Origin of the sequence: Micromonospora sp. DT47, assembly GCF_049844475.1 — a bacterium.
GTDB lineage: Bacteria > Actinomycetota > Actinomycetes > Mycobacteriales > Micromonosporaceae > Micromonospora.
Genome location: NZ_JBNCLC010000045.1, coordinates 1 through 19,536 on the forward strand (window position 1 = coordinate 1; position 19,536 = coordinate 19,536).

At 69.3% G+C, this 19,536-nt stretch carries 22 protein-coding genes and 4 pseudogenes; 17 read left to right on the plus strand and 9 right to left on the minus strand.

Annotated features, from left to right (window positions below; translation table 11 throughout):
• Positions 1 to 304: 304 nt before the first annotated feature.
• The 3 genes and pseudogenes from ACLQ2U_RS31480 to ACLQ2U_RS31490 all read right to left on the minus strand — a co-directional run.
• Positions 305 to 541: an IS3 family transposase gene (locus tag ACLQ2U_RS31480; protein WP_425754532.1), complete on the minus strand. Its 237-nt coding sequence runs from the start codon at positions 539 to 541 to the stop codon at positions 305 to 307.
• A 198-nt stretch (positions 542 to 739) separates the two neighbouring features.
• Positions 740 to 1,369 (minus strand): hypothetical protein, encoded by a 630-nt coding sequence (locus ACLQ2U_RS31485; protein ID WP_425754533.1) that lies wholly within the window; start codon positions 1,367 to 1,369, stop codon positions 740 to 742.
• Positions 1,370 to 1,457: 88 nt separating this feature from the next.
• Positions 1,458 to 1,879 (minus strand): annotated as a pseudogene (locus ACLQ2U_RS31490) (DDE-type integrase/transposase/recombinase); the annotation flags it as partial.
• A gap of 117 nt (positions 1,880 to 1,996) precedes the next feature.
• On the opposite strand from ACLQ2U_RS31490, the gene ACLQ2U_RS31495 reads away from it, so the two are divergent.
• From ACLQ2U_RS31495 to ACLQ2U_RS31515, 5 genes are all read left to right on the plus strand, one after another.
• Positions 1,997 to 2,542 (plus strand): helix-turn-helix domain-containing protein, encoded by a 546-nt coding sequence (locus tag ACLQ2U_RS31495; protein WP_425754534.1) that lies wholly within the window; start codon positions 1,997 to 1,999, stop codon positions 2,540 to 2,542.
• Positions 2,466 to 2,765 (plus strand): integrase core domain-containing protein, encoded by a 300-nt coding sequence (locus tag ACLQ2U_RS31500; RefSeq protein ID WP_425754535.1) that lies wholly within the window; start codon positions 2,466 to 2,468, stop codon positions 2,763 to 2,765. Before ACLQ2U_RS31495 ends, ACLQ2U_RS31500 begins: the two co-directional genes overlap by 77 nt.
• A 76-nt stretch (positions 2,766 to 2,841) precedes the next feature.
• Positions 2,842 to 3,939 (plus strand): CapA family protein, encoded by a 1,098-nt coding sequence (locus ACLQ2U_RS31505; protein WP_425754536.1) that lies wholly within the window; start codon positions 2,842 to 2,844, stop codon positions 3,937 to 3,939.
• Between the two features lie 180 nt (positions 3,940 to 4,119).
• On the plus strand, positions 4,120 to 4,854 hold the full coding sequence (locus ACLQ2U_RS31510; protein WP_425754537.1) for a tyrosine-type recombinase/integrase: 735 nt from the start codon (positions 4,120 to 4,122) through the stop codon (positions 4,852 to 4,854).
• A gap of 155 nt (positions 4,855 to 5,009) precedes the next feature.
• Positions 5,010 to 5,735, plus strand: coding sequence for a hypothetical protein (locus ACLQ2U_RS31515; RefSeq protein ID WP_425754538.1), 726 nt, complete (start codon positions 5,010 to 5,012; stop codon positions 5,733 to 5,735).
• 212 nt (positions 5,736 to 5,947) lie between these two features.
• On the opposite strand, the gene ACLQ2U_RS31520 is transcribed toward ACLQ2U_RS31515, so the two are convergent.
• Positions 5,948 to 6,373: a DUF6924 domain-containing protein gene (locus ACLQ2U_RS31520; RefSeq protein WP_425754552.1), complete on the minus strand. Its 426-nt coding sequence runs from the start codon at positions 6,371 to 6,373 to the stop codon at positions 5,948 to 5,950.
• Between the two features lie 15 nt (positions 6,374 to 6,388).
• Positions 6,389 to 6,823: pseudogene (locus ACLQ2U_RS31525) on the minus strand (DDE-type integrase/transposase/recombinase); the annotation flags it as partial.
• A 143-nt stretch (positions 6,824 to 6,966) separates the two neighbouring features.
• Here ACLQ2U_RS31525 and ACLQ2U_RS31530 point away from each other — a divergent pair.
• The 7 genes and pseudogenes from ACLQ2U_RS31530 to ACLQ2U_RS31560 all read left to right on the plus strand — a co-directional run.
• Positions 6,967 to 7,146 (plus strand): annotated as a pseudogene (locus tag ACLQ2U_RS31530) (IS6 family transposase); the annotation flags it as partial.
• Positions 7,147 to 7,313: 167 nt separating this feature from the next.
• Positions 7,314 to 8,039, plus strand: a complete 726-nt coding sequence (locus ACLQ2U_RS31535) for an ABC transporter ATP-binding protein (protein ID WP_425754539.1) — start codon at positions 7,314 to 7,316, stop codon at positions 8,037 to 8,039.
• A gap of 95 nt (positions 8,040 to 8,134) precedes the next feature.
• Positions 8,135 to 8,806, plus strand: coding sequence for an ABC transporter permease subunit (locus tag ACLQ2U_RS31540; RefSeq protein WP_425754540.1), 672 nt, complete (start codon positions 8,135 to 8,137; stop codon positions 8,804 to 8,806).
• A gap of 17 nt (positions 8,807 to 8,823) precedes the next feature.
• Positions 8,824 to 10,149 (plus strand): sensor domain-containing protein, encoded by a 1,326-nt coding sequence (locus ACLQ2U_RS31545; RefSeq protein WP_425754541.1) that lies wholly within the window; start codon positions 8,824 to 8,826, stop codon positions 10,147 to 10,149.
• Between the two features lie 14 nt (positions 10,150 to 10,163).
• Positions 10,164 to 10,808, plus strand: coding sequence for a LuxR C-terminal-related transcriptional regulator (locus tag ACLQ2U_RS31550; protein WP_425754542.1), 645 nt, complete (start codon positions 10,164 to 10,166; stop codon positions 10,806 to 10,808).
• Between the two features lie 147 nt (positions 10,809 to 10,955).
• Positions 10,956 to 11,312, plus strand: coding sequence for a hypothetical protein (locus ACLQ2U_RS31555; RefSeq protein WP_425754543.1), 357 nt, complete (start codon positions 10,956 to 10,958; stop codon positions 11,310 to 11,312).
• Between the two features lie 168 nt (positions 11,313 to 11,480).
• A complete protein-coding gene (locus tag ACLQ2U_RS31560; protein ID WP_425754544.1) occupies positions 11,481 to 11,819 on the plus strand; it encodes a hypothetical protein in 339 nt (112 codons plus the stop codon).
• A gap of 98 nt (positions 11,820 to 11,917) precedes the next feature.
• Here the strand turns inward: ACLQ2U_RS31560 and ACLQ2U_RS31565 are convergent, their stop codons facing one another.
• Positions 11,918 to 13,093, minus strand: coding sequence for a low temperature requirement protein A (locus ACLQ2U_RS31565; protein WP_425754545.1), 1,176 nt, complete (start codon positions 13,091 to 13,093; stop codon positions 11,918 to 11,920).
• Positions 13,094 to 13,364: 271 nt separating this feature from the next.
• Between ACLQ2U_RS31565 and ACLQ2U_RS31570 the strand changes: the two genes are divergently transcribed.
• Entirely contained in the window at positions 13,365 to 13,784 is a 420-nt protein-coding gene (locus ACLQ2U_RS31570) for a hypothetical protein (RefSeq protein WP_425754546.1), read from the plus strand.
• Positions 13,785 to 13,970: 186 nt separating this feature from the next.
• Here ACLQ2U_RS31570 and ACLQ2U_RS31575 read toward each other — a convergent pair.
• The 3 genes and pseudogenes from ACLQ2U_RS31575 to ACLQ2U_RS31585 form a co-directional block, all read right to left on the minus strand.
• A pseudogene (locus ACLQ2U_RS31575) lies at positions 13,971 to 14,626 on the minus strand (SPFH domain-containing protein); the annotation flags it as partial.
• On the minus strand, positions 14,623 to 15,186 hold the full coding sequence (locus ACLQ2U_RS31580; RefSeq protein WP_425754547.1) for a DUF5994 family protein: 564 nt from the start codon (positions 15,184 to 15,186) through the stop codon (positions 14,623 to 14,625). The gene ACLQ2U_RS31580 and the pseudogene ACLQ2U_RS31575, both read right to left, overlap by 4 nt.
• Before the next feature lie 3 nt (positions 15,187 to 15,189).
• Positions 15,190 to 15,516, minus strand: a complete 327-nt coding sequence (locus tag ACLQ2U_RS31585; RefSeq protein WP_425754548.1) for a lipopolysaccharide assembly protein LapA domain-containing protein — start codon at positions 15,514 to 15,516, stop codon at positions 15,190 to 15,192.
• A gap of 677 nt (positions 15,517 to 16,193) precedes the next feature.
• Between ACLQ2U_RS31585 and ACLQ2U_RS31590 the strand changes: the two genes are divergently transcribed.
• From ACLQ2U_RS31590 to ACLQ2U_RS31605, 4 genes are all read left to right on the plus strand, one after another.
• Positions 16,194 to 16,916 carry a GAF and ANTAR domain-containing protein gene (locus ACLQ2U_RS31590; protein ID WP_425754549.1) on the plus strand — a complete coding sequence of 241 codons (723 nt, stop codon included), beginning with the start codon at positions 16,194 to 16,196 and terminating at the stop codon, positions 16,914 to 16,916.
• 95 nt (positions 16,917 to 17,011) lie between these two features.
• Complete coding sequence (locus ACLQ2U_RS31595; protein WP_425754550.1) at positions 17,012 to 17,740, plus strand: GAF and ANTAR domain-containing protein; 729 nt, start codon at positions 17,012 to 17,014, stop codon at positions 17,738 to 17,740.
• A 166-nt stretch (positions 17,741 to 17,906) separates the two neighbouring features.
• Positions 17,907 to 18,698, plus strand: coding sequence for a SigB/SigF/SigG family RNA polymerase sigma factor (locus ACLQ2U_RS31600; RefSeq protein ID WP_425754551.1), 792 nt, complete (start codon positions 17,907 to 17,909; stop codon positions 18,696 to 18,698).
• Positions 18,699 to 19,441: 743 nt separating this feature from the next.
• Positions 19,442 to 19,536 (plus strand): inorganic diphosphatase (locus tag ACLQ2U_RS31605; RefSeq protein WP_425752868.1); only part of this gene is annotated, 95 nt, incomplete at its 3' end.

Here is a 19,536-nt window from a genome sequence, read left to right on the forward strand (position 1 = left end):
CACGCCCGTACGGCCGCAATCATCAATCTCCACGAGGCCAGCCGACGCCCGGAACCCCTTATTTACCAGGCTCTAAGTCGTCAAGCTCGTCCAGCCGGATGTCCTCGTTGGGAAAGGCGGGCGGCGGCCATGCCGCCGCGTGCATGAAGGCCGCGGCGGCCGCGTCATCCTCGGCTACAAATTATTCGTATTGCTTTCCCATGCGCCCATTCTTGCCAATCCGTGGCACGATCTGTAGTCCTGGCCGGGTGTGTACAAATAACGGCTGATCGACTGAGGTCCCCCCGCTTTCGCGGAGTGGTGGTTACCTGGCGCCGGTTGGCTCAGGTTGAACGATAGCTGTCGGGGGTTGGTTGGCCTGGTTGGTGTACCAGGCGGTCTCGTACTCGTCAGGGCTGAGGTAGCCGAGGTCTTTCTGGATGCGGCGGGAGTTGTACCAGCCGTCGATGTAGGTGAAGATCGCGTTCTCGGCGTCGTCGCGGGTGCGCCACGAGTTCCGGTACACGAGTTCGATCTTCAGGGTGGACCAGAAGTTCTCCATCAGCGCGGTCCCCCATGATCGCTAGCGGGCGAGGCCATAGCACCTGAGCGGGTACGCGTGGGGCCCGCTCAAGATCCGGGTGGTGTCGCGGCTGAAGATCGGACGGGTGGCCGTCGGGGATCAGCTGGCCGGCGTGGAGCCGAGGGCCGGCCGGAAGACGGCTCCCGGCCACTGAGCATCCGCGGCTGCAGCCCGCGGTTACGGCACCTCGTCGGCGTACGGGCCGCGTCCGTCGAGCAGCCGAGGGAACGGGCTGCCCGGCGGCACCTTGCGGAACGCGGTGCCCGGATCGGGGATGATGCGCAGCGGGTAGCCGAGGTACATCGCGTATTGCAGGTGCATCAGCGCGGGTGTGAGGACGTGTCTGGCCACGGCGAGCAGGTCGTCGTCGAACGCGGTGACGGGTCCGGGGGCGCGCAGGATCACCGTGTCGTCGTCGCCCTGCGGGTCTGCGGCCTCGACAATGAGCCCGTGCTCGGCGGCGTGGGCGCGCAGCTGTGCCGGCCCGCCGAGACGGGCCAGATGGCCGGCGGTGAGCAGGTTTGCCCAGTAGTATCCGCGTACGCGTTCGCCGGTCAGGGTTGTGGTGACGTGGCGGCCTGTGGCGTACCACTTCTCGCAAGGGGAAACGTTGGACCCGCCGCGATCGTGAGTCACCGCCGCGGTGAGCAGCCGGAGTGGCTGCACCCAGCTGCGCAGGAGCGCGAGCACTTCGTCGGCGGCCTGGTCGCTCGCGTCGGCCGGCCACATGTTGGCGCCGTACAGCGACATGGTGACGGCGGCGTCCGGGGCGTCCGCGGGCCGCGGGTAGGTCCAGGCGTCGAGCATCGAGGCGGTCCGCGCGCAGCTCCGCCGAGTGCGGGGGCCGTTGCGTTATCGGATCGGCGGACGTGTTGAACCCGGGTGTGGTCCGGGGTCAGATCGCTTGGGCGAGTTCGGTGAACGCAGCGGCGACCCGCGTGGTCGGCGGGGTGTCGATGGCGAGTTCGTAGTGTCCGCGTCGGAGGTTCTGCATGAACGCGTGGCCGGCGATGATTACCTCTGCTGTCTTCTCCGTTCGCAGCCCGCGCATCGGTTTCAACCGGTGGATGAGCTGGCTGTGATCAGCCTCGATCGGATTGTTCGCGTACTGCTCGACGTGGTGCCACGCGGACGGGATCAGCTCGTCGAGCACGGCGGGGTAGACCGCGGCGGCATCGGTTACCACCTTGGTGGGTGTCACCTTCAACGTCGACAGCGCCTGGCGGAAGAACCGCCGGGCCGCGCCGGCGTCCCGGCGGGCCGAGACGAGCACGTGACCTGCCCGTACTGGTCGACCGCCCGGTACACGTACCGCCAAACCTGTACCGCTCGGAAACCCGGTTCTGGCCTCTGAGGTGCGGTTCTGTGCGGCCCGGCTAGCCGGCCGTGGGGCATGGTGGCGGGCATGTTCCTGTCTTTCGGGTACCTGATCTTGTGTCAGATCCTGCGGCTGGTGGGCCGCGCTGGCACCGTGAACTGGTCGCCCGGAAGTGGACCTACCCGCAACGACGACCCGGGCGTCCACCGATACGGGCGGAGATCCGCGCCCTGGTGCTGCGCCTGGCCTGGGAGAACCCGACCTGGGGTCACCGCCGAGTGCAGGGCGAACTCCTCAGGCTCGGTTATCGGGTCGCTTCCGGCACCGTGTGGACGATCCTGACCGCCGCTGGCGTCGACCCGGCTCCGCGGCGCGGCGGGCCGACCTGGACCGAGTTCCTGACCGCTCAGGCCAGGGGCGTCCTGGCCTGCGACTTCCTGCATGTGGACACGATCTGTCTGACCCGGGTCTACGTGCTGTTCCTGATGGAGATCGCGACCCGGCGGGTACATATCCTCGGGGCCACCACGAACCCGGCGGGGGAGTGGGTTACCCAGCAGGCGCGGAACCTGTTGATGGACCTCGGTGACCCCGCGTACCCCGCCGAGGGCGCCGCGGGCGAACGCGTACGCGGAACGTTGGGTACGCACGGTCCGCCGTGAGTGCCTCGACCGGATGCTGATCTACAACCAACGCCACCTACTGGGCAACCTCGGCGAGTACGTGACGCACTACAACGACCACCGACCTCACCAAGGACGACGCCAACACCCACCCAACGCCACCGACGTACTGCCCTCACCGGTCGCCGACGTGACCGCAGCACGAGTTCGCCGCCGGAAGATCCTCAACGGGCTGATCAACGAATACGCCCAGGTGTCGTAGCTGTAACCGACTTTCCGAGCGGTACAGGTGGCCGCCGGGTCACGGGGCGTCGCCCGGAGCGCGTACCCTCGGCCGGGTGATCCGCAGGACGGCGCGTACCTCGCTGGCGGCGCTGACGGCGGTCGCGGTCGGCGTCGGGCTGGCCGGATGCGCCGCCGGATCGACCGGCCCGGCGCCGGTCTGGCGCGGGGCCACGCCGGGTCCGACGCCGTCCGCCACCGGCACCGCGACGCCGGAGCCGAGCGCGCCGGTCGAGGTGCGGCTGGCCTTCGCCGGTGACGTCCACTTCACCGGCCGTACCCTGCGCCTGCTCGACGATCCGGAGACGGCCTTCGGGGCGATCGCGTCGACGCTGCGCGACGCCGACGTCACGCTGCTCAACCTGGAGACGGCGGTGACCGACCGGGGCAGCCCGCAGCCGAAGACGTACCACTTCCGGGCTCCGAAGACCGCCTTCGCGGCGCTGCGCGCGGCCGGGGTCGACGCGGCGTCGATCGCCAACAACCACATCCTCGACTACGGCCAGCAGGGGCTCTCCGACACCCTCGACGCCGCGGCGGAAGCCCAGTACCCGGTGTTCGGGGCGGGCCGCGACGCCGACGCGGCGTATGCGCCCTGGGTTACCACCGTACGAGGGCTGCGGATCGCGGTGCTCGGCATGTCACAGGTGCATGACCTGGCCGGGTCGTGGCGGGCGACGGACACCCGACCGGGGGTGGCAATGGCGTTCGATCCCGCCCGGGCCACCGCCGCGGTGCGTTCGGCGCGGGAGCGGGCCGACCTGGTCATCGTCTTCATGCACTGGGGCGTCGAGGGCGATTCGTGCCCGAGCGGGGAGATGAAGACGTTCGCCGGAAGGCTGTCCGAGGCCGGCGCCGACATCGTGGTCGGTACGCACGCGCACACGCTGCTGGCCGACGGCTGGCTGGGCCAGACCTACGTGCACTACGGACTGGGCAACTTCCTCTGGTACGGCAATTCGCACAGCACGGACTCCGGCGTGCTGAACCTGGTCGTACGCGGCCGGACAGTGGTGGACAGCCAGTTCGTCCCGGCGACGGTCTCCGGCAGCGGCCGGCCGGTGCCGGCCACCGGGGTTGGCCAGCAGCGCATCCTCGACAAGCTCGCCACCGCACAGCGGTGCACCGGCTTGGCGGCGAAGCGCCCCGGATAGCGCGGCCGACGGCGCCCCGGCCGCCCCCACCACATCGAAGACCTCGCCCGCAAAGTGGTCAGCGGCATCCCGAACCCTGCCACCCTGGTCAAGACCCCCAATGCTCGGGCCAAGCCGATCGTGTGGGAGCCGGAACGGGTCGAGAGGTGGAGGGCCACGGGTGAGGTCCCCGGTCCGGTCATGGTCTGGACCGACGACCTCCTCGTCCAGTTCCTCGACTACGCCGCCGACCTGCACCCCCTACTGCATTTCATGGCCTACCGCGGACCCCGCCGCGGTGAAGCGTGCGGCCTCCTCGACGCCGAAGTCCGCCTCGGCAAGGCCGAGGTCAGCATCGTCAACCAGATCGCCACCCACGGCTACGAAACCCGCCAGAAACGGCCCAAGAGCGACGCCGGCAACCGCGATGTCATCCTCGGCCCCGACCCCGACCCCGACCCCGACCCCGACCCCGGCCCCGACCCCGACCCCGGCCCCGACCCCGGCCCCGACCCCGACCCCGGCCCCGGCCCCGACCCCGACCCCGACCCCGACCCCGACCCCGACCCCGACCCCGACCCCGTGCTCACCGCCTACAAGGCCCGCCGCGCCGCCTGGCGCTTCGCCGCTGGCACAGACTGGCCAGACACCAGACTGTTCTTCGTCCGCCCCGACGGCAAACCCTGGCACCCCAACGCCGTCATCCAACGCTTCCGCCGCCTCGTCAAACGAGCCGGGCTGCCACCCATCCGCCTGCACGACCTGCGCCACGGCGCCGCCACCCTCGCCCTCGACGCTGGCGTCGACATCAGTCGTCTCCGACCAGCTCGGCCACTCCACCACGACACTTGCCAGAGCGTCGTCAAGTGGCTGCACCATGAAGCCGCAACCGCCGTCGCCGGCAGGATCAAGAACAAGCGGCGCCGTACCGCTTGAGCGACCGACCTGGGTGATGGGTTGAAATATCGGCTCAGGGGGTCTGCGGTACTTTCTTCACCAACACCGATCGGTGAACAGGTGGAGTTCCTGCCCCGTTGCCGGACGTCTTACATGAGGCGACAGCCGGTATCCACATTGGAGGCCATGATTTGATGAGTTCCTACACCATCACCATCACCGCGGACGATCCCAGTCGAGCGATCACAACCCTGAAGGTCGAGGTGAACGACACCACCCCGCGCATCACCGAACTGGTCGTTCGCGCCGGGCAGGGGGACGGGCTGACCGCGGGCCAGATCCCCGCAGTCGACCTGGACCTGCTCTTGAGGGCGATCGCGCCCGCCGCCGGTGGGCGGCAGGCGATAGCCACGCCGCCCATTGCCGTACCCGACGAGGCGCCCGCAGCCGGCGCCGTGCCCATTGACGACGGTGAGCCCGCCGCCGAGCCGACGGCGGTCCAGCCCACCGCCCCTACCACGGGTGCGGATGAGCCGGCTACGAGTAACCCTGTGGACGCTGGTGCGGTTGACGTCGTGGTGCCCAAGCAGGCGTCAGCGGCGACCAAGGCAAGCAAAGCGAAGAAGGCCACCCGGGCGTCAGGCGCCGGCGCGACCCACAGCCGAGCGGGCAAGCCGAAGACCGCAACGGGCGCCAAGGCCACGACAACGGCGGCGAAGGCCACGAAGCGGATCGCCAAAGGCGGATCCTCCGGAGGCGAGGGACGGGTGTACCGGCGCTCACCGGCCGATCTCGAAGCGGTCTACCAGCAGGCCGGCAGTGTGACGGCTGTCGCCGACCATTATGACGTGCCCCGGCACACCGCCCAGGGGTGGATCCGCACGCTGCGCCGCCGGCAAGCCGGGCCAATTTCTGAGTAGGGAAACGGGTACCGGGTCAGAACGGGCCAACAGGGGTGTCGCTTCAAGGCGCGGGATAAGACCTGACGGCGGGGGCTATCGACGTGCTGCGACAAGCTGTCAGTCTGTCGTCTCCGTCGCGGGCGGCCGGTACTGGTAGACCTTGTGCCTCGCTCTCCAGTCCGCGGCGTGCCCGATTCGGCGGGCCATTGGCCTCTCCTTCACGGGCTTGGTCAGCCACCCTCGAAGCCGCGGAACGTGCCGGACTCGTCGGCGGCCTCGGCGAAGTCGGCGAAGTCCATGTTCGCGATGGACATGTTGGCGGAGACTTCGGCGTACCAGCGGGGCGGCACCCGGAAGGTGCGGCCGGGCTGGTCGTAGAGGTCGACGGCGAGCAGCGGGTGTTCGTCGTCGGCCATGGTGGTCGAGTCGGCGAGGAACAGGTAGGTCAGCTTGTCGTCGTCGTCCGCGTCGGCATCGGCTTGGACCAGGGCATGGATGCCTACCGCGGCGTACTGAGGGTCGCTGACGAAGGTCGCGTTGGGGTAAGGGTCTCCGGCGATGAGGGCGGCTTTCAGTGCGTCCCACGCCGCGTTATCGGTGAAGTCGGTACGCAGGACCAGCGACGTGAGGTCTTCGGGTTGGGGCAGAGGGGTCACGGCTGCGATCCTTTCAGCCCGTCGCCGCCGCGGCCACGTCCACGGGCGTGGTGGCCGGTGTTTGAGCTGGCTGTGATCGGCCTCGATCGGATTGTTCGCGTGCCGCTCGACGTGGTGCCAGGCCGAGGGGATCAGGTCGTCGAGCACGGCGGGGTGAACCGGGGCGGCGTCGGTGACGACCTCGCTGGGCGTCACCTTCAGCATCCGCAGCGCCCGCTGGAAGAACCGCCGGGCCGCGGTGGCATCGCGGCGGGCCGAGACGAGCACGTCAATGACCTGCCCGTGCTGGTCGACGTCAACACCGCGTTCGATGAGCAGCTCCTCCACGTCTCGGTACGAGAGGCAGTACCGCAGGTACCACCGGACCGCGACGACGATCACCTCGGACGGGAAGCGGAACCCGGTGAACGCCGACTTCGGCGGCGACCAAGGGCGACGAAGGCTGGACAGCGTCACCCGTCAAGCCTGCCTCGGCCCATGGGATCCGGCAACGCAACAGCGCCCGTGACCAGGAGTTGATCCACCACAGCGACCGCGGGTAGAACCTACACCTCGATCAAGTTCGCGGAACGCTTGATGGACAACGGAATCCTCAGTTGAAACACCGTTTGAGACCGATGCGCGGGCTACGAACGGACAAGTCACCGCAGGTGATCATCGCCGGACACGCGTTCATGCAGAACCTGCGCCGCGGACACTACGAACTCGCCATCGACACCCCGCCGACCACGCGGGTCGCCGCTGCGTTCACCGAACTCGCCCAGGCGATCTGACCGCGGACCCGACCCGGGTTCAACACGTCCGCCGATCCGACAACGCAACGGCGCCATCGTTTCGACTCCAAGTATCCCTTGACCGCGATGGGGGGCGGAAAACCCCCAGGCGGAGTCGGATGGTTTCCGGCTTCCGACCGCCGACGGCGCTGCGTAGCGTCGATTGTGTGATCGAACTACGTGAGCTGGCCAAACGCTACGGCGACCGGGTCGCCGTCGACGGGCTGAGCGTCCGGGTCCAGCCGGGGGTGGTGACCGGCTTCCTCGGCCCGAACGGATCCGGCAAGTCGACGACGATGCGGATGATCCTCGGACTGGATGCTCCGGACCATGGCGAGGCACTGATCGGCGGCGTCCAGTACCCGGACCTGAACTGGCCGTTGAAGACCGTCGGCGCGCTCGTCGATGCCGGGGCGTTCCATCCCGGCCGTAGCGCCCGTGCGCACCTGGCCGCGCTGGCCGCGAGCAACGACATTCCCGGTTCCCGGGTCGAGCACGTGCTGCGCATCGTCGGTCTGTCCGACGCGGCAACGCGGCGTGCCGGTACGTACTCGCTCGGCATGCGCCAGCGGCTCGGCGTCGCTGTGGCCCTGCTCGGCGACCCGGGCGTCCTCCTGCTCGACGAGCCGGTCAACGGACTGGATCCGGAGGGCATCCGCTGGATCCGGGACCTGCTGCGCGGACTCGCCGCCGAAGGCCGGACGGTGTTTGTGTCCAGCCACCTGATCGCCGAGATGGCGCTGACCGCCGACCGGCTGGTGGTCATCGGCCGCGGTCGGCTGCTAGCCGAGACGACCGTCGCCGAACTCGCCGCCGGCGACGACAGCCTGGAGGACGCGTTCTTCCGGCTCACCTCGCAGGCCACCGACTATCGCGGAGTGGGAGCGTCATGAACGGGTACGGATTCCGGCACGCGGCCCGGATGGAGCGGATCAAGCTGAGCAGCGTCCGGTCGACGTGGTGGCTGGCGATCGCGGCGGTGGTCTCGATGGCCGCGGCCGGGGCCGGGGTGGGACTCGGCTACCGATCGCATACCCCGGTCGCCACCGCCGCCCAGATCCTGAACAACAGCCTTGGCGGCGCCATTGTGGCCCAGCTGCTCCTCGGAGCGCTCGGCGTCCTGATGGTGACCGGCGAATACGGCACCGGGATGATCCGCTCGACGTTCGCCGCCGTCCCGCGGCGTCGGATCGTCCTGGCCGCGAAGGTCGCCGTGTGCGGCGGCGCGGCTCTCACCGTCGGCCTGGTCGCGAGCTTCGCCGGCTATCTGAGCGGGCAGCTCGCGATCCGCGGCACCGCCATCCCGGCCGCATCCCTCGGGGACCCGGCGATCCTGCGCGCGGTCCTGCTGACCGGCGTTTATCTGTGCGTCACCGCGCTGATCGGGGTCGGCATCGGGACGATCGTGCGGCACTCGGGCGCCGCGATCGGCACGCTGTTCGGTCTGATGTTCGTCCCGATGATTGTGGCCGGCCTGTTCGGCGAGAGCGGAATCCAGGTCGGCCGCTTCGTCCCGCTGATGATGCTGCTCAACTCGATCGCGGTGACCTCGCCGGTACCCGGGCTGTTCTCCAGCTGGATCAGCGCGCTGCTGATGTGCGGGTACGCGGCGGTAGCGATCCTGTGCGGCGGCGTGCTGCTCCGCCATCGCGACGCGTGACCAGCGACAATGGGCTGATGACCGCGCTGTGCGCTCCGTTCACCACACTGGCCCTGCGCCAGGCGGTGTTCTGCGTCGTCGGCGTGGTCAGTGCCGCCGCGATCCTGACCGTACCGGCGATCGTGCCGGCCCTGGGCGTCCTCATCCTCTGGGCGACCGGAGCCATGTCCAACCGGCCCGCACCTGCCGTCGCACCGGTGTTCCTGGTCCTGTTCCCACTCACCATCGCGCTCCTGGTCGTGCTGGCCGCCCCGATCGGGCGCGCGATGGGAGCCGTGCATCGCTCACTCGCGGACCGGCTGCTCGACGTGCACGTGGACGCCCCGCCGCCCCGGCTCTCGAAGCGGATCAGCGCCGTGGTCTCCGACGGACCGGGCTGGCGCGCCGTCGGGTACGGCCTGCTCAAGGTGCCACTGGCCATCCCCGAGGGCTACGGCGCGTTCTGCTACGTGTTCGGCCTGGTCAACCTCAGCTACCCGGTATGGTGGCCGCTGTTTCGCAACCACCCGGCCGGCACGCGCCTCGGGCCGGTGTGGGCGCTGACGCCATTCGGCACTATCGGTACGCGGACGTTCGCCGGAACGTTCCTCATCGCCGCGGCCGGCCTCGCCATGCTGCTGATCGCACCGTGGTTGATGCGGACCGGTACGACACTGGACCTTGCCGCGATGCGACGGCTGCTCGGTCCGCGTCGGCTCGCCGAGCGGGTACGCGAACTGCAGGTCCGCCGGGCCCGCGCGATCGACGACGCGGCCGCGATGATGCGCAGGCTGGAACGGGACCTGCACGACGGCGCGCAGATCCGGCTGGCCACGCTGGCGATGAACCTCGGCATGGCGACCGAGAAGCTCGGTGTCGACGGCCCGCCACCCGACCTCGCACAGGCCCGCGAACTGGTCGCGCTCGCCCACCGCGGAGCGAAGGATGCCCTCGCCGACCTGCGCGACCTGGTGCGCGGGATCCACCCGCCGGTCCTCGACAACGGTCTCGGCGACGCACTGGCAACGCTTGCGACGAGCAGCGCCATCCCGGTCGCGGTGAACGTCGAGCTGCCCGACCGCCCGGCGCCCGCGATCGAGACCATCGCTTACTTCTGCGCCTCCGAGCTGCTCGCGAACGCGGCCAAACACAGCCGGGCGACCCGTATCGGGCTCGGCGTCGTCCGATCCGGCGAGCGCCTGATGTTGACCGTCAAGGACGACGGCATCGGCGGGGCGAACCCGGACGGTCCCGGCCTGTCCGGCCTGGCCCGCCGCATCGCCGTCGTGGACGGCCGGATGCGCGTACACAGTCCGACCGGCGGTCCGACCCGGGTCGAGATCGAGCTGCCCACACACGTGTGAACGGAGGCAACGACATGCGGGTGGTGATCGCGGAGGATGCCGCGATGATGCGCGAAGGGCTGGTCCGGCTGCTCACCGATCGCGGTTTCGAGGTGTGCGCGGCGGTGGCCGACGCGGATGCGCTGCGGTCCGCGATTGCCTCCGTGGTACCGAATGTAGCCATCATCGACATCCGGATGCCACCGACGCACACCGACGAGGGACTACGCGCCGCGATCGACATCCGACGCGACCATCCCGACGTCGGTGTGCTGGTGTTCTCGCAGTACGTGGAGACCCGCTACGCGACCCGCCTGCTCGCCGATCGGCCGGCTGGCGTCGGATACCTGCTCAAGGACCGCGTCGCCGACGTCGCCGATTTCGTGGACGCGCTGACCCGGGTGGCATCCGGTGGCACCGCACTGGATCCGGAGGTGGTCGGCCACCTGATGCGGGCCGGGCAGGACACGGCCGGGGTGGCGTCGCTGACCCCCCGGGAGCGTGAGGTGCTTTCGCTGATGGCGGAGGGACGATCCAACGCCGGGATCGCGGCGGCTCTTGTCATCACCTCCGGAGTCGTGGAGAAGCACGTTGCGAACATCTTCGCGAAACTCGGTTTGCCGTCCTCGGATAGCGACAACCGCCGGGTCCTGGCCGTCCTCCGCCACGTCAGTGGCTAACGGCACGTGATGCTGTTGTCTTTAGGTGACGATGGTGTGGTTGGCAGTCGGGGTGGAGTTGACGGCGGAGCAGCGTGCTGAGCATCGTGCGCTCATGACGAGCACGGAGGTGTCGGCGGCGGTCGGGACGCGGGCGCGGATCGTGTTGTGGCATGCCGAGGGCCGGATGAAGAAGGACCTCCGCTGACCACGCGCCAGCGCCTGGAGCTGGCAACGCTGCTGTCCCCGCTGCGCCTGCCCCACCGCGGTGCCGGCACCCACCCCTGGCCCGCCCCGCTGCCCGCCGCCTGGTCCGGCCAGTTCGACCGGCCCGAGCCGCTGCTCTACGACCAGGTCGAGCCGACCGTCGTGGCGGACATCGAGGTCGACACGGCGTTCGAGCACCACCGGTGGCGTCACCGCGTCCGGTTCGCGCGCCCCAGGGCGGACCTGTCGGTGTACGACGTGCCGCTGCTGCTCGGCGAAGGCGAAGACCCGTTCCCCGACTACGCAAGCAGCGCCTGATCTGACCTCAGCTCAAGTCCCGATGCAGGCGGGGGCCGCAACCAGCCCTGGAGCACTCGACGCACGTAGAGCGGGCTGAACAGCGCGGCGGGCAGGCTGACACGGGAAACTGCCGGCCAGTGAAGTGCCCGCTTTTGATCAAGAGCGCAGCTGCGCGAGACTTCCACCATGGCGCACGATGATGCAGCGGTTGTGACGGTGGCCGACCTGTTCGACCCCGAGCCGCCAAGGTGGGGTCTGCGTGGAGATCCCTACGTATGGCGGGCTCTTCGCGAGCACCTATCTGGTACGAACATCCCGGCATCGGTCGACGAGGTGGTCAGTCTTCTGCACGCAGCGTTCGGTGAACTCGTGGATGTTGACCTCGTCAGTGACCCGGCTTCGGCGGTGTACCGGGAGAAATACGCCCACGGCGGCATGTCCAGCGGCTCAATCAGTCTCGAGACTTGGCGACAGCAGTTGATGCCAATGCTCGCGCACCGTGCGAGGACACGGTTGGGGGCCTGATCGCAGCCCTCAGCTCGTGCCGGGACGGCTGCCCGAGAAGCCCGGCCAGGCCAAGGCGCAAGCCGTTGCTGGGCCGCTGGTGGGGAGAGGATTGGGAGCTAGAGGGCGGGTGATGGTGGCTCGGGCGGACCTCCATGGGCGCGAACGGCGTCCGCGACGGCGATCCCGGCCAGTACGAGGGTGCCCACGACGGCGACCACCAGTGGGGGTACGAGCAGCATCGCGGGTGCCGCGACGGCCAGCACGAGCAGCCCGACCAGCCGGGACGGCGACACCCGGCTGAATACCTCGTATTCGAATCGGGCCCGCCCGGCCAGGAACAACGCGGGTCCGCCGAGAACGACGCTGACCAGCCCGGGCGTGGTGTCCTCGGTGGGATGGGCGATGACGATTTCGAAACCGGCGGCGGCGGCGACCACGCCGGCCACCATGAGCAAATGGGTGTAGGGTGCGGACCTCACGAATCGGCCCGGGTCGTGGGAGGCTTCGATGGCTGCTTGTAGCAGTGCCCCGGCGCGGTGGACGTAGATCTGCCACAGCAGCACTGTCGTGGCGAACGCGACCAGAATTGCCCCGGTCCGGTGGGCCGTGAACTCGTTATCGGCGTAGGTCAGAGTGGTGACGAGGATGAGATCGCCGAGGGCGAGGGTGAAGAACTGCTGGTAGCGCTCGGCCAGGTGGTCGGCTGCCACCTCGTACTGTGACGTGGGCACCCGACCGAGTCGGGGCGTGGGGTAACGACGCCAGGCTGTTCCGTAATCGATGGCGAGCGCTGCCGACCACAGTAGGCCGCGCGCCGTGCCTTCCACGAGGCTGCCAGTGAGCCACGGTGCGGCGGAGACAACAAACCAGAAGATGAACCGCCCGGCGTGTAGTTGCGCCTGACGGCTGTGGAGCGCGGACGCCAGGAAGAGGCCTCGGCCAACGTGGATCGCCACGTACGCGCTCACGAACACCATGGCGTGGTCGGAGAAGGCTGCGGGCAGTGCGGCAGCCATCAGGATGGTGCCGAGCATGACCCAGAGCGTCATGAGAAAGATGGGCGGCCGCTGTGGATGGTAGAGGTCGGTTGCTAGTGCGGTGACGGACCAGACCCACCAGATCGCCATCAGCAGCACCAGGGTTTGAAAAATGCCGCCCCAGTCGAGATTCCTGGCCAGCGTCTGTGAAGTCAGAGCGAGTGCGGCGACGAATACCAGATCAAGAAGCAACTCCAGCAGGGTCGCTCGCTGCGGACCCTCGCCCTTGCGCGCCAGCCCCACCGCGGTCGTCACCGGCTGCCCGCTCTGGTCGACCGCAGGCTAGCGGGAATCGGTGGCACCCTTCGGTGGCGAAATTTCGCCGGCCGGATGAACTCAGACGCGGCCACACCTAACAATAACGGCGCTTCTCGGCCTAATAGGATGAAATTCGCGCGCCACCGCGCTGCGGAAACTGGACAACGGAGCGCTCCGTGGTTTGACCGGTGGCGTAGGGTGAGGGACGCAGTAGCTGCCCTGGTCCTTGGCGGTGCCCCAACCGCAGGCACACCACCAGGAGCATCGGATGCCTGTCCCACGCATCTACGTCGTGCCGGGTACTGAGTCCGTCAACGATCTCGTCAAGCGGATCGCCGACCGCGACCAGGCCGCTTTCCGCCGTTTCCACCGTCGTCTCGTCCGCGCCGTCTTCACGCAGGTCTGTGAGAGCCTCGACAGCCCGGCGCTCGCCGTGGCGGTGACCCGGGCGGTGTTCGTCGAGGTGTGGCGGCTCGCGCCGATGCCCACCTCCCGCCGGCTCGACGGCACCGCCTGGGTGACCGCCATCGCCGCTCGCCGGGCCGCAGACCGGCTCCGCGAGATCAACGGCCCTACGCCGACCCTCGGCACCGCCTATGACGATCTCCTCGGTCGCGAACTCGCCGTCGCGCTGGGAACCGAACCGCCGGCACACGTCAGAACTTCCTTCCACACACCGACCGACTGATTGACTGCCTGCCGCTTGCCGCCAACTGACTCGCGGCTCGCGGCTCGCTGCCAGCCGTCGTCGCCGCACATCCCATCCCGGGGTTGGCGAGCACCCGGGTCGTAGCCGATCCCACCGGCGCCGACCCGGTGACCGGGGAGGGTCACCGGGCGGTGCCACGTCCGGTCAGCCCACCGGTATCGGCGTGGCCTCGGGATCGGGCTCGCTGGTGGCGGCGGCCTGGGCGAGTTTGGTGGCAGCCTGGTATTCGCCGTCCGCGGCGATGACCCGGGCGCGGCGTTCGCGTTCGGCCTCCGCCTGGCGGGACATGGACCGCTTCATGGATTCGGGCAGCGCGACGTCCTTGACCTCGACACGTTCGACCTTCACACCCCACGGTCCTTCGGTCGGTGTGTCGATGATGCTGGTGAGTTCGGAGTTGAGCTTGTCCCGGTCGGAGAGCAGTTCGTCGAGGTCGGCGGCCGATCACCGTGCAGCGAGGTCTGGGCAACCTGGGATACGGCGTAAAAATAGTTCTGCACGTTCACCAGAGCCTTGACGGGGTCGACGACGCGGAAGTAGACGACCGCGTCGACGCGTACGGAGACGTTGTCGGGGGTGATGCCGTCCTGGGCGGGAACGCTGAGGGTGGTGATCTGCAGGTTGACCTTCACCAGCCGGTCGACGCCGGGGACGATGAGGGTCAGCCCCGGGCTGCGGCTGCCCTCCTGCACCCGGCCGAGGCGGAAGACCACCGCGCGTTCGGACTGCTGGACGACGCGCACCGCTCGGGCGGCGGTGATGAGGCCGATGATGCCGATCGCCACGATCGCGATCACGATGGTTGTCTCGAGAGCGTTCATGCGGGCACTTCAGTGCGGGGACGGGTGGTGGATTCGGTGCGGCCTCGGTGGATTCCGCCCGACGCGGGGCTGCCGCCCTCGTTGTCCCACACCGCGCACGCGTCGGAGCTGGTCGTCGTTGTCGCGTCCTGCGGGGTCGGTCCGGCGGTGAGGATGTCGGGTGCGTGCCTGAGGTTGGTCGGGTCGGCGGCGGTGGCCATGGCCCGCTCGGCTGCCTCGGGTGTCGTGCCGGGTGGCACGACGAGCAGGTCGACCTGGTCGTCGCGGCCGGTGGTGGCGATCAGCAGGGTGGGGTCGAGGGTGTCGAACCAGCCGATCCGGACCACGTCCGGTCCGACCGCCAACCGGCGGATCCGGCTGTCCCAGGTGTGGATGTTGAGCATGATGTGCCGAATCCGGCCATACCGTTCGGACAGGGCGAGGACGAGGCCGGGGAGTTCAGCCAACGGGTCCCAGGAACGCGGCCACCATCCGCCGTCCAGGACCGCCCGGCCCCTGTTGGGAGCGAGGGACAGTCGGGGCTGGGAGGGCGGCGACGGGGGGATCACGGTGGTGGGCATGGCTCACCTGTCCTGGCGGTATGTACGCGGCGGCGTAACGCGGGCGGTGCTGGTCACCGTCGGGGACAGCGGACCGGGCCTGGGTCGGGCGTCGGGGTTTCCGGCGGGACGGCGTTGGAGCATCCGGAGCTGCACGATGCGGGCCGTGCCGGGGAGGGCGACGAGCAGGATCCCGAAGACCGCGGCCAGCAGCAGGGCAACGCCCATGGGCAGGTGTCCGTGCGCGCCGAGGAACGACACCTCGGCACGCTGGCCGTTCTGCAGCACGAAGATCAGGAGCAGCAGGAGCACGAACGCGAACACCACGGCGGCGACCCACAGGCCGCCCATCCGGGAGCGTGCCGCCGCCGGTCGGTCCGGCGTGGGCCAGGAAGCGGCGTCGGTGCCGTCGCGGCCGTTAATCGGGGGAACCGGGTCAGGATGGTTGCGGGGTGCGGTCATCACAGACCGCCGCCTTCCAGGGAGCAGCTGACATGCCTGAATGCCGTGAGGAGCCAGCGCAGGCATGGGCGATGGCGGGCGTGTGACGCGGTGTCCCAGTCCGGAACGCCGGTGCGACGGGACGGGTCGGGCCCACGGGCGCACGAGGTGGCCGGCGACGCGACCGGTTGATGTCGTGCGTCGGGCGGCCAACACGGCAACCTCGATCGGTGGGGTGCGTCCGCCAGCGGCGAACTGTCAGCCACCGGGGTCCCGAGCGACAACTACCATCGTACGCTTCTGCGTGCCTGCCGCTGATCGTGTCGGCTACCGCCTTCGCGGCCCAGGTCGCCGGGTGCCCGCCGCGCAGGGGCGCCGATCAGGAGTACGGTGAGAGCGTCGCCCGGGACCCCGGTCATCCGCACGGCATATGTCCGCTTCGGACGACCCGGGTCGGAGCCAGTCTTGGACGAGCGAATCAGCGGGACCCGTCCCCGCTTGCGAGGCGCTTCTCGCACCCGCGTGCCTGTGCTCCGACTGACCGCGTCCGATTGTGGGCGCGGGGCCGATCCCGGTACGGCGAACCGATGAACTCCGATCGCAGAATCCGGCTGTGGACCCTGGTCGTGGACGTGGCCCAGGGCGACACGGTCGCGGTCGAGCACGTCTGCGCCGCGTCGGTGGCGGTCGCCGGCGTCGACTCTGCCGCTGTCGCGGTGACGCTGCGCGCCACCCCACGGGAGGTGCTGTGTGCCAGTGACCGGATCGCGTCGGAGCTGGAGGAGCTGGCCCTGACCCTCGGTGAGGGTCCGTGCGTGGACGCGATCACCGGCGGCCCGGAACTGGTCGCCGATCTGGCGGCGCCGGAGTGCCTGGCCCGCTGGCCGGCGTTCGCCCCGGCGGCGGCGCTCGCCGGGGTCCGTGCGGTGTTCGCGCTGCCGCTCCGGGTCGGCGGGATCCGTCTCGGTGTACTGGACCTCTACCGTGCGCGGTCTGGCGGCCTCGACGGCGAGCAGCTGGCCGGCGCCCTGTTGTTGGCTGACACGGCGTGCGCGGTGCTGCTCGATGGCGCGCAGCCGGACCGGGACGAGCGTTGGCCCGAGCAGGCCGGTCTGCAGCATCCCGAGGTGCACCAGGCCACGGGGATGGTCACGGTCCAGTTGGGGGTGACCGCGGCGGTGGCGCTGATCCGGTTACGCGCCTTCGCCTACTCCCACGGCCGGCGCCTGCGGGATGTGGCAGGTGACGTGGTAGCCCGCCGCCTGCGTTTCGACTCCACCGACGACGCACGGGATGGCGGGGCCGGGTGAGAGCCGGACCCCGGCCGGCGCGAGGCGGCGGCGCGGACCACGGCCCCGTACCGCCGGAGAACCGGCGGGACTATGATATGACCAGGGTGAGTGACATGGCCGAGAGTCAGCTAGCCGACGTGTTCGTGGAAATGGCCGACACGCTCGTCGACGATTTCGACGTGCTCGAGTTCCTGCACGTGCTGACCGAACGGTGTGTCGAGCTGCTGGGCATCTCGGCGGCCGGGTTGCTGCTGACCGACCAGCAGGACACCCTGCAGGTGGTGGCCGCCTCCTCCGAACGCACGAGGCTGCTGGAGCTGTTCCAGCTGCAGACCGACCAGGGTCCGTGTGTGGACTGCTTCCGTACCGGCCAGCCCCTGTCGGTGGTCGACCTGGCCGCCGCCGGCCGATGGCCGCGGTTCACCGCCGCCGCGGCCGAAGTCGGGTTCGCCGCGGTACACGCCCTACCCATGCGCCTGCGCTCCGAGGTGATCGGCGCGCTGAACCTCTTCGACACCCACCCGGGCGCACTCGACGAAGGCAAGCTCCGCATCGGTCAGGCCCTGGCCGACGTGGCCACCATCGGCCTGCTCCAGCAACGCGCCATCCACCGCCGCGACATCCTCACCGAACAGCTGCAGACCGCACTCAACAGCCGAGTCCTGATCGAGCAGGCTAAGGGTGTGCTCGCCGAGCGCCTCCACGTGGACGTGGGAGAGGCCTTCGCGCTGCTGCGCAACGGCGCCCGCAGCCACAACCGACGGCTGTCCGACGTGGCTCAGGCGATTGTCGACGGTTCCGAGCAGCTCGCGCCGGGAGCGGTAGTCAAGCAGCGCGGCTGACGCCGGCTCAGGCCGATGCCGTTGGAGCGCCTTCTTCCGGTGGTCGTGTCCCGCTGGACGACTTCCCCGGTGCTTACTCAGGCAACAGGGCGTACGGTGAGGTTGTCGCCCGGGTCCCCGGTGGCCGCCAGCCTCGCAGCCACCAGCCCGCAAGGGGCGTTGAACAATGGTCATCCCCATCACGACCGTTCCCCGTTTTCCGCTGCCGGGTGAGATATCGGCGACTCGCGAACAGCTGTTGCGTCGACTTGCCGCCCTGACCTGCGACCATCCCGATCACGCGAGGCTCCGGGCCCGGATCATCGAGGCTGACCTGCCGATGGCCAGCCGACTGGCCCGCCGATACACCGGACGCGGAGAGCCCTACGACGACCTGGCGCAGGTCGCGGCTCTCGCCCTGGTCAAGGCCGTTGATGGTTTCGACGTCAGCCGAGGCGTACCGTTCTTCGGCTACGCGGTCCCGACCATCCTCGGCGCCCTCCGCCGGCACTTCCGCGACACGACATGGGCGATGCGGGTACCGCGCCGAGCCCAGGAGCTGAACAGCAGAGTGCGAGCCGCCACGGGCGAACTCACACAGCGACAGGGCCACCACCCGACCACCGCGGAACTCGCCGACCACCTGGAAGTGAGCGTCGACGAAATCCTGGCCGCCCTCACCGCATCGCAGGCCTACCGCCTGGCATCCCTCAACGCGCCCCACCGCGGTGCCGACGACATCGAGACCATCGAACTCATCGGCGCCTTCGATCCCGGCTACGCGGACGTGGACGATCACCTGACACTACTGCCGTTACTCGCCGCCCTTCCCCTGCGTGAGCGTCGGATTCTCACCATGCGGTTCTACCGCCACATGACCCAGGCGCGGATCGCCACCGAAGTCGGAATATCGCAGATGCACGTGTCCCGGCTGCTGAAGCGTTCCCTGGCCCAGCTTAGGGCCGGAGTGCCCAGCTGACGGGCCGCCGTCCCGGTCGCATCCGGTCGCCCGGAGGAGAGCGTCAAGGATCACGAGAGGACCTCGATGCCAGTTGATCCGTCCGTCACGACTGAGTCTTCCGTCATCCGCACAGGGGGATCCATCCCGGTGCGGCTGGGCGTACGGGTGAAGCGGGCCGTCGAACGGCGCTCGGGTCGGGTGCGGGTGATTCTGCTCGTGACCGTCCTGCTCCTGCCGTTGCTGCTTACAACGCTGTTGGGTGGCCGCTGACCAGGTACTAACCGGCTACCGCAGCGACCCGGTCGGGAAGCGGGTGGCCAGCCTGTTCCACCTGCAGGGGGTCCTCTCGCCCTGAACTTCTTCCTGGCGTTCGCCGGCTGGTGACTGCTGGCCCAGCTGCTCGCGCAGCCGCGCGAAATGCGCCGCGAACAGATCCGGCGCGTCATACGCCGCCGCGCCGGCCGCATCCGGGAACTGCTCTTGGTCCTCGCTCTGCTCCTACCTCTGTTGAACTCACCTCGCTCCTGGGCGAACTGACCTACCACAACGGTCCCGCATCGGTCGAATGCCGGCGGGCCCCCACCGCGGCGGAACACTTCTCGGGGTGCCTGCGTTCGCCCCGCCGAACCAGCCGTTACAGCTACTGGCCCGCCGCGTTGTTGTCGGTGTTCGACACTCGCACGGCAGCGAGATCGCCGTGTTCATCACCGACCAGGCCGATAGCCGGTCGGAGACTGAGGTCCGAAGGGCGGAGCAGCCGCATGGAGTTCGACGTCACCATCGAGGTCCCCAGGGGAACGCGCAACAAGTACGAGATGGATCGCCAGACCGGTCGGATCCGGCTGGACCGCACCCT

Bases quoted from the DNA above. Each gene is read 5' to 3' on its own strand.
- ACLQ2U_RS31585 (WP_425754548.1), bottom strand. From the start codon at position 15,516: ATGGGCGGCCTGTGGGTCGCCGCCGTGGTGTTCGCGTTCGTGCTCCTG.
- ACLQ2U_RS31560 (WP_425754544.1), top strand. From the start codon at position 11,481: ATGGCGCACGATGATGCAGCGGTTGTGACGGTGGCCGACCTGTTCGAC.
- ACLQ2U_RS31480 (WP_425754532.1), bottom strand. From the start codon at position 541: ATGGAGAACTTCTGGTCCACCCTGAAGATCGAACTCGTGTACCGGAAC.
- ACLQ2U_RS31550 (WP_425754542.1), top strand. From the start codon at position 10,164: ATGCGGGTGGTGATCGCGGAGGATGCCGCGATGATGCGCGAAGGGCTG.
- ACLQ2U_RS31600 (WP_425754551.1), top strand. From the start codon at position 17,907: ATGGTCATCCCCATCACGACCGTTCCCCGTTTTCCGCTGCCGGGTGAG.
- ACLQ2U_RS31545 (WP_425754541.1), top strand. From the start codon at position 8,824: ATGACCGCGCTGTGCGCTCCGTTCACCACACTGGCCCTGCGCCAGGCG.
- ACLQ2U_RS31570 (WP_425754546.1), top strand. From the start codon at position 13,365: ATGCCTGTCCCACGCATCTACGTCGTGCCGGGTACTGAGTCCGTCAAC.
- ACLQ2U_RS31540 (WP_425754540.1), top strand. From the start codon at position 8,135: ATGGCCGCGGCCGGGGCCGGGGTGGGACTCGGCTACCGATCGCATACC.
- ACLQ2U_RS31580 (WP_425754547.1), bottom strand. From the start codon at position 15,186: ATGCCCACCACCGTGATCCCCCCGTCGCCGCCCTCCCAGCCCCGACTG.
- ACLQ2U_RS31510 (WP_425754537.1), top strand. From the start codon at position 4,120: ATGGTCTGGACCGACGACCTCCTCGTCCAGTTCCTCGACTACGCCGCC.
- ACLQ2U_RS31590 (WP_425754549.1), top strand. From the start codon at position 16,194: ATGAACTCCGATCGCAGAATCCGGCTGTGGACCCTGGTCGTGGACGTG.
- ACLQ2U_RS31485 (WP_425754533.1), bottom strand. From the start codon at position 1,369: ATGCTCGACGCCTGGACCTACCCGCGGCCCGCGGACGCCCCGGACGCC.
- ACLQ2U_RS31595 (WP_425754550.1), top strand. From the start codon at position 17,012: ATGGCCGAGAGTCAGCTAGCCGACGTGTTCGTGGAAATGGCCGACACG.
- ACLQ2U_RS31515 (WP_425754538.1), top strand. From the start codon at position 5,010: ATGAGTTCCTACACCATCACCATCACCGCGGACGATCCCAGTCGAGCG.